Source organism: Desulfovibrio sp., from assembly GCF_047607245.1.
Lineage (GTDB): Bacteria > Desulfobacterota > Desulfovibrionia > Desulfovibrionales > Desulfovibrionaceae > Desulfovibrio.
In genome coordinates, this window is sequence record NZ_JASGDK010000019.1 from 1 (window position 1) to 8298 (window position 8298).

The window sequence follows — 8298 nt, forward strand, 5'->3', positions numbered from 1 at the left end:
CTCAAGTTTCGCTATAAAAGGGGAGCCGCAAGGCTCCCCTTTTTCTGTGCCTGTTACACATGCTTGAGTAATCTTATTAGCAAAGCTGTCGCCATTGGGGCTGTCCTTCTTACATCACAACGCTTGAAGCATCTGCAAGCCCTGCGGTAAGAAATAAAGCTGTGCTTACGCCTCCACTGCGGCTGTCCCTTCACACTGTCACCAGGTCATTTCGAGGTAAAAAATCTAAGTGCGATTTCAGCCTTTGCCCTACCGTGCTCTGCTTGAACCATCGACGAAATTTCCTTGTGCAGCTGAGTAGCAACCTGAGTGGCGAGAACAGCATTGCCCTTTATTTCCGTTGATTTTGTCAGATGCTAAATGGTCACCTCAAAACCTTTGAGGATGCAAACCACAGAAGTACAGTGCCATAATGTTCATCAAGCTTGAAATGCCAACAACCTGTCTGCTTTTCCCTACATTGAACTCAATTGAGTTGTAGCGCTTCAATGACGCCTGCAAACTTTTCACCGCGTCGTATTGCCCTCTCTGCCCCGTCCTTCCAGTTGGCAAGTTTGCCAATGGTGGTTATATGGTGGTCATGCAGAAACCGGAATCCGCTACTATCCCACTTTCGCCCGGCGTGTACCTTTACAAGGACGACCGTGGCCGCATCATTTATGTTGGCAAGGCGCGCGTGCTGCGGCGGCGAGTACTTTCGTATTTCAGGCCTGATGGCCTGCCCGCCAAAACCAGAGCCATGCTTTCTCACGCCACAAGCATTGAGTATCTTACTACCACTACGGAAAAAGAAGCTCTGCTTCTGGAAGCCAGCCTCATTAAAAAGCACAGGCCGCGCTACAACATAGTACTTCGCGACGACAAACAGTACGTACTGTTTCGCTTGAGCACCAAGCACGACTTTCCCCGGCTTGAGATCGTGCGTCAGGCCCGGCGCGATGGCGCGCGCTATTTTGGCCCCTTTACTTCGGCCCTGGCAGCCCGCGAAACGTGGAAGATCATTCACCGTGCCTTTGCCCTGCGCCGCTGTTCCGACAAGGCCATGAAAAACCGCGTACGCGCCTGTCTGTATCACTTCATGGGGCAATGCCCCGCTCCGTGTATGGGCATGGTGACCCCGCAGGAATACAACGAAAATGTGCGCAAAGTTTGCGATCTTTTGCAGGGGCGCGCCGCTCCCTTGCTGGACAGTTTGCGCACGGCTATGAATCAGGCATCAGAAGAGCTGGAGTTTGAAAAAGCCGCAGTTTTGCGCGACCAGATTCAGGCAGTGGAACGTACAGTTGAACGCCAGGCCGCCGTGCTGCCCGGTGGTGGCGACATGGACGCTGTGGGGCTTTTTCCGGCAGACAAGGGGCTTGCCCTCGGCATTGTATTTGTTCGCAGCGGTGCAGTCACTGACGGGCGTTCTTTCTACTGGCCGGGGTTGACATTCGAGGACGCCCCCGAACTGCTCTGGAGCTTTGTTAGCCAGTACTACAGTCAGGTAACTCCGCCACCAAGAATCCTGCTGCCCTGGCTCCCCCAGGATGCCGAAGATACGGTCAGGGAAGATGATGCTGAAAGCCTGACGGATGAAGAAATTTCGGTTACAGAAAAGACGCCACTTGGAGCAGTTCTGCACGAAACAATGGGCACGCCCTCTGCTGAAGACCCATCCGCGGCGAACCTGCAAAATGATGGAAATCCTCCGCCTATATCTGGAGCACCCCCGGCTCAAACTGGCAGCAACAGACCTCCAGCCCCTCCTTCAACAGGCCGTGAACTGCTGGAACAAACCCTGTCTGACCGCCGCAACGGTGCAGTGCGTATTGTGCCGCCGCAAAATGCCGGGGACAATCAACTTGTGGACATGGCCCAGTCCAACGCCAGAGAAGAAGCGCGACGTCAGGAGCAAAAATCCGAACTTGGCATTCTTGACCGGCTGGCGCGCGCTCTGCACCTTGCAGGGCCGCCGCACCGCATCGAATGTGTGGACGTTTCCCATACAGGCGGCCAACAAACACGTGTAGGCATGGTGGTTTTTGAAGAAGGCCAGCCCGCCCGCTCCCTGTACCGCGCCTACGCCATGCCAGACAGCGGCGATGACTACGCGACCCTGTATGCCTGGGTGGCTCGCAGGCTTGAAAGCGGCCCACCGTGGCCAGATCTGCTGCTCATCGACGGCGGGCGCGGGCAGCTGCGCACCATACAACGTGCGCTGAGTGAGGCAGGACAACCTGATCTCTTCGCCCTGGCTGCCATTGCGAAAGCCAGGGACGAACAGGGCCATGCCGACCGCCGGGCAGGAAACGTGGCTGACCGCATTTTTATTCCTGACAGGGCCAATCCCCTGCCCCTGCGTGAAGGCGGGCCGGAACTGCTGTTCCTGCAAAACGTGCGGGATTCTACCCATCGCTTTGCCATTGGCCGTCACCGCAAAGCAAAACGAGGTGCGGCCCTTTCCGGCGAACTCATGCGTCTGCCCGGTATCGGCCCAGCCACAGCGCGCCTTTTGTGGGACCGGTTCGGCAGTGTGGAAGCTATGTGCGCGGCCACCAAAGAAGACCTGTGCGGCCTGCCCGGCATTGGAGCGGCCAAAGCGGCCTTACTGCTGGAAAAATTGGCTGGGCTGCATTAGGGACTGTGGCCTGAAATAGGCCTTGTGCCCAAAAACAGCCTGACGCTTCCTGCAACATCAGGCCGCTGGATCTGTCCAGCGTGGTTTCTCCTTGTTAAGTCTTTTGCTGCTGCAAAGCTCTGCTGCTCCCTCCTTCATTACTCTTTTTTACTCATCCCCTGGTGTGAAGCGCCGGGGGATTTTGTTTTTTTGCGCAAAAATGTATACTGATTTTCAAGTGATAGCCATTGACCTTAGATATAACGGCCTTATTCTTGCATATTGAGACCCGGACACGCACACGTTCAGGCCGGAGGCGTAAACCGCCCCCTGAATGATAAGTGAATACGGGAGTACGATTCGCACGGGGGAGCACAGAATGTCAGTATCTTACAAGGATTATTACAAACTTCTTGGAGTGGAGCGCACGGCCAAGACCGAGGATATTTCCAAGGCCTACAAGAAGCTGGCGCGCAAGTACCACCCCGACCTGAATCCCGGCGACAAACAGGCTGAGGACAAGTTTAAAGAAATCAACGAGGCGCATGAAGTTCTCAAAGATCCTGAAAAACGTAAACTTTATGATCAGCTTGGCCCCAACTGGCAGCACGGTCAGCAGTTCCAGGGCGAACCGGGCTTTGAAAACGTGCACTTTACCTTTGGCGGCAAAAGCTTTGACGGATCAGGTTTTTCAGACTTTTTTGATACCCTCTTCGGTGGAGCGGGCGGCGCACAGTTTGGCGGCCAGTCCGGAAATCCCTTTGGCGGACAGGCAGGAGGGCGCGGCGCGCAATTCGGGCCAGACCCCTTTGGCGGTTTTTCTTCCCGGCCACGCCGTGGCAGAGACGTGGAAGCCGAACTGCCCCTGACGCTTGAAGAGATTCAAAAAGGCGGCAGCCGCACTGTTTCCATTCAGGGACCGCAAGGGCCCAAAACGTTGGAAGTCAACGTGCCTGCGGGCATACGCGAGGGTGCGAAACTGCGCCTGGCCGGACAGGGAGACCCTGCGCCCGGCGGCGCGTCCGGCGACCTTTTTTTGCGGGTGCGTTACCTGCCGCACGCCGTCTTCAAGGTTGACGGCGAAAACCTGCAATGTGATCTGGCCCTGGCCCCCTGGGAGGCCGTGCTTGGCGCAAAGGTTGAAGTGCCCACACTTGAAGGACACGTGGAGATGCAGATTCCCGCTGGCTCCAGTTCTGGCCGCAAGTTCCGGCTGCGCGGCAAGGGATTGGGCGCAACTGGCAAAAGCGGCGATCTGCTGGCCAGAGTCATGATAAAAGCGCCTGCGCAACTGTCCGACGCGGAACGCGAACTTTGGCAGAAACTGGCGGAAACTTCGGCTTTTCAGGCCCGCGCATAGCGCCTGGTGGAGGGTTTTAGCATGAGCATGACACCCAAAAATCCCACTCTGCCCGCTCCGTCTACGGTAATGGTATGGGAAGAATTTATTCAGATCACGGGCGTACACCCTGAACGCCTTCAGGAATTACTTGCCCTGGGCTGGATTGAAGCCCGCGGCAGCACTGTGCAGCAATACCTTTTCCGCGATGTGGATATATACCGCGTGCGCAAGCTTGAGCGCATATGCTGCGATTTTGAGCTGCCCGTACTTGGCGGCACGATTATAGTTGACCTTCTGGAACGCATAGACGCTCTGGAGCGTTCGGTTCGCAGTTTCAAGAGCTTTGAAGACTAGACAATTTTGCCACGAGATACATTTTCTTGATGTATCAGGGAAACATGCCTTTTTTGCAGGCTGTACTCTCATGATACGCGGCCGGGATAAAAGATGAAGTCCGGCTGGAGCAGCTTCACGCTGAAGTTGCCCAATTGAAAAAATGATCGTGACGGCACAGTCAAGGAACTGGTGCAAGAACATACAGCACCAGGGATAAAATATATTTTGCCCGCCCATTGCGGCGTGGCTCCGTCGGAGGAATCCATATGGATATTAGCAAATTCACAGAAAAAGCGCGTGAAGCTGTCAGCGAGGCTCAAAGCCTTGCCGCAGGTATGGGCCATCAGGAAACGGATGTCGAACATCTTGCCCTGGCTCTTACCCAGCAGGAGAACGGCATAGTCCCCCGCATTCTGGACCAGATGGGCGTGCAGCCCCGGGCTCTTTCCGTTGCCATTGAAGGCGCGCTGCGCAAGCGCCCTTCTGTTTCCGGTACGGGCATGGACCCTACAAAGATCATGATCACGCAGCGCCTGGCCAAGGTTCTGGGAGACGCCCAGAACGAAGCCAAACGCATGAAGGACGAATACGTCAGCGTTGACCACCTGTTCGCGGCTTTGACCGAGGTTGCACCCTCAACGCCGCTGGGTGAGATCTTCAAAGAGTACAAACTCACCCGTGCAGCCTTTGTGGCGGCAATGGAAGAACTGCGAGGCGGTGCGCGTGTAACGAGCGCCAACCCAGAAGACACCTTTGAGGCACTGAACAAATACGCACGCGATCTTGTGGAAGCTGCGCGCCAGGGCAAAATGGACCCGGTTATCGGGCGTGATTCCGAAATCCGCCGCGTTATCCGCATTCTTTCGCGCCGCACCAAGAACAACCCTGTTCTTATTGGTGAGGCGGGCGTTGGCAAAACAGCCATTGTGGAAGGCCTTGCCTTTCGTATCGTCAAGGGCGACGTGCCAGAGGGCCTGAAAGGCCGCAAACTTTTCGCCCTTGACATGGGCGCGCTTATCGCTGGCGCCAAGTACCGCGGCGAATTTGAAGAACGCCTCAAGGCCGTTCTTAATGAAGTGGAGAAGAGCGAAGGTCAGACTATTCTTTTCATTGACGAACTGCATACCATTGTGGGTGCGGGCAAAACCGAAGGCGCAATGGACGCGGGCAACCTGCTCAAACCCATGCTGGCGCGTGGTGAACTGCACTGCATCGGCGCCACAACGGTAGACGAATACCGCAAGTACATTGAAAAGGACCCGGCTCTGGAACGGCGCTTCCAGCCCGTTATGGTTGAAGAACCTACGGTGGAAGACACTATTTCCATCCTGCGCGGCCTCAAAGAACGCTTTGAAGTGCACCACGGCGTGCGCATCAGCGACTCGGCAATTGTGGAAGCGGTTGTGCTGTCGCACCGCTATATCACCGACCGCCAGCTGCCGGACAAGGCCATTGACCTTATCGACGAAGCGGCGGCCCTTATCCGCACAGAGATTGACTCGCTGCCTGCGGATCTGGATGAAGTGAACCGCAAGGTCATGCAGCTTGAAATCGAGCGCGAAGCCCTGCGCCGCGAAACCGACGCTGCTTCACGCGAACGCCTTGAAAAGCTAGAAAACGAACTGGCCGAACTGCGTGTCGATCAGGCCGAACTGCGTAAACAGTGGGAAAGTGAAAAAGGCTCCATCAATCAGGTGCGCGAGATCAAGGAGCAGATCGAGCAGACCAAGCTGGCCATCGAACAAGCCGAACGCGCCTATGATCTGAACAGGGCCGCTGAACTCAAGTACTCGAAGCTGCTTGAGCTTGAAAAGAAACTGGCTGACGCCGAAGGCTCTGAAGGCAGCGAGGCCGAAGGCCCGCGCCTGCTCAAGGAAGAAGTGCGGCCAGACGATGTGGCCGAAATCGTGGGCAAGTGGACGGGCATACCCGTCACCCGCCTGCTGGAATCTGAACGTGAAAAGCTTCTGCGTCTGCCCGAACAGCTGCACGAACGCGTTGTAGGACAGGACGAAGCCGTCACTGCCGTGGCAGACGCCGTGCTGCGCGCCAGGGCAGGCCTTTCGGACCCCGACAGGCCTACAGGCTCCTTCATCTTCCTTGGCCCCACAGGTGTCGGCAAGACCGAGCTTTCCAAGGCTTTGGCAGAAGCGCTCTTTGACACGGAAGACAACATGGTGCGGCTCGACATGAGCGAGTATATGGAAAAGCATTCCGTATCCCGTCTTATCGGCGCGCCTCCCGGATATGTGGGGTATGATGAAGGCGGCCAGCTCACCGAAGCCGTGCGGCGCAAGCCTTATTCCGTCATTCTTTTTGACGAAATAGAAAAGGCGCACCCGGACGTGTTCAATACCCTGTTGCAACTGCTGGACGACGGACGTCTGACTGACAGCCAGGGCCGGACGGTGGATTTTCGCAACTGTATCGTCATCATGACGTCCAACATAGGCTCAATGCATCTGCTGGACGGCATTGAGGCGGATGGAGCGCTGAAAGAAGGCGCGCGCGACAGGGTTATGGAAGACCTGCGGGCGCATTTCAGGCCGGAGTTCCTCAACCGTGTGGACGAAACGGTCGTTTTTCTGCCGCTCAGGCGCGACCAGATCAACCGCATTGTTGACCTGCAACTGGCCCGTTTGCGCAAGCGCCTTGAAGACCGCAAGATCAGGCTGGATATGACCGATGCGGCCAAAAACTTTATCGGTGAAGCTGGCTACGATCCCGTTTACGGCGCGCGGCCCCTCAAGCGTTACGTGCAGCAGGCCGTTGAAACGCCCCTTGCCCGCCTGATCGTGGGCGGCAAAATACGCGATGGCCAGGGCGTTATTGTGGACGTTAAGGACGAAGCACTGACCTTCACGGCAGCATAACTTCTGCAAGTAAATTCATAGATGTATCAGGGCCCGCACAGTTTTTCACTGTGCGGGCCCTGTTTGCTTTGGCAATGCTTGCGGGCAAACTGCGCCCCTGTGCGTGTAATTTGAACCAGCCGGGAGCGCGTTCAAGAAAATGCTCAAATTTTATGAATTCAGTGAATATGTTGCTTCAAGCTTTGAGGCAACTGCGTAGCTTGCAACGCGGAACCGCGCATGCAAAATCAGGCCTGGAAAATGCGGTTCCAGGCTACAAGCTGAATCACAGTTGTGACAGAAAGAAAAAACTCTCTGGCGTTTTCTTCTGTAGGATGCTCCGGCGGGCAGGGTTCATGCCCTGCGTACCACGGCAAGGTACGCAATAATCCGGTAAGCATGTAGTCGTAAAGCGGTGTCAGCAAATCCGCAGGCCGGGTGCTGCTGGCATCTTCACCCTGGGCGCAGGCTCTATCAAAAACCATATACTGTCGGCAGGCCACAGGCCGCACAGGATAAACCAGACAACTACCGTTCAAAAGAAAGGGACAAGACAAGGTCATGTCCTTTTTGTTCCCCTGAAAGGCTGCCAGCCTGTGAACCAGCGCGGCAAGACTGCCCTGCGGCAGCCTGTGCCGGGCATAACTGTGCAAGGCCTGCACTTCAAGCGGCGTTACGGGTATGGGCTGTTTACAGCATTGGTCGCACCCGGTGTGGCAGGCAGCAACACGTCCGTCACGCGCCACCGCTTTTTTCACACCCAGATCAACGACGGCATATGCGTCGAGCAAAAGCCCCACACCGGGATAGCGGCGTTCGAGCCAGGAATCTGTATGCCTGAAAAGCCGGGCCTCTGCGGGCCACGCTAATGGCACGGTCTACGCCCACAAGCAGTTCTGATCAGGCATTTTCCGTGTCCTTTTCCGTGCGGCGGCGACGTTGAGAACCCTTTTCATTTTCTGATGCGGGCATTTCTTCGGAAGTTTCACCCAAAGTGGCAGCTGCATTGTCGGCAGGTGCACCAAAATCAGACGGCCTGACAGAAGACGAAAGCGCCTCTTCTCTGTTTTCGCCCTTATGCTTGAGGCTTTCGCCCCGGCTGATGAAGTAGACGTGCTCGGCTATGTTGATGGAGCGCCTCCAGATACGCGTGAGGGCTCGTGTTACAA

Annotated in this window: 5 protein-coding genes and 1 pseudogene; 4 read left to right on the plus strand and 2 right to left on the minus strand. The window is 56.1% G+C overall.

Annotated features, from left to right (window positions below):
- The first annotated feature begins 580 nt into the window (after positions 1–580).
- From uvrC to clpB, 4 genes are all read left to right on the plus strand, one after another.
- A complete protein-coding gene (gene uvrC, locus QM579_RS01710; protein WP_414997504.1) occupies positions 581–2620 on the plus strand; it encodes an excinuclease ABC subunit UvrC in 2040 nt (679 codons plus the stop codon).
- 358 nt (positions 2621–2978) lie between these two features.
- A complete protein-coding gene (locus tag QM579_RS01715; RefSeq protein ID WP_414997505.1) occupies positions 2979–3959 on the plus strand; it encodes a DnaJ C-terminal domain-containing protein in 981 nt (326 codons plus the stop codon).
- 21 nt (positions 3960–3980) lie between these two features.
- On the plus strand, positions 3981–4295 hold the full coding sequence (locus QM579_RS01720; RefSeq protein ID WP_414997506.1) for a chaperone modulator CbpM: 315 nt from the start codon (positions 3981–3983) through the stop codon (positions 4293–4295).
- 248 nt (positions 4296–4543) lie between these two features.
- Positions 4544–7150: an ATP-dependent chaperone ClpB gene (gene clpB / locus QM579_RS01725; RefSeq protein WP_414997507.1), complete on the plus strand. Its 2607-nt coding sequence runs from the start codon at positions 4544–4546 to the stop codon at positions 7148–7150.
- A gap of 227 nt (positions 7151–7377) precedes the next feature.
- On the opposite strand, the gene QM579_RS01730 is transcribed toward clpB, so the two are convergent.
- Together QM579_RS01730 and QM579_RS01735 are read right to left on the minus strand one after the other, a co-directional pair.
- Complete coding sequence (locus QM579_RS01730) at positions 7378–8004, minus strand: YkgJ family cysteine cluster protein (RefSeq protein ID WP_414997508.1); 627 nt, start codon at positions 8002–8004, stop codon at positions 7378–7380.
- A gap of 25 nt (positions 8005–8029) precedes the next feature.
- Positions 8030–8298: pseudogene (locus tag QM579_RS01735) on the minus strand (hypothetical protein); the annotation flags it as partial.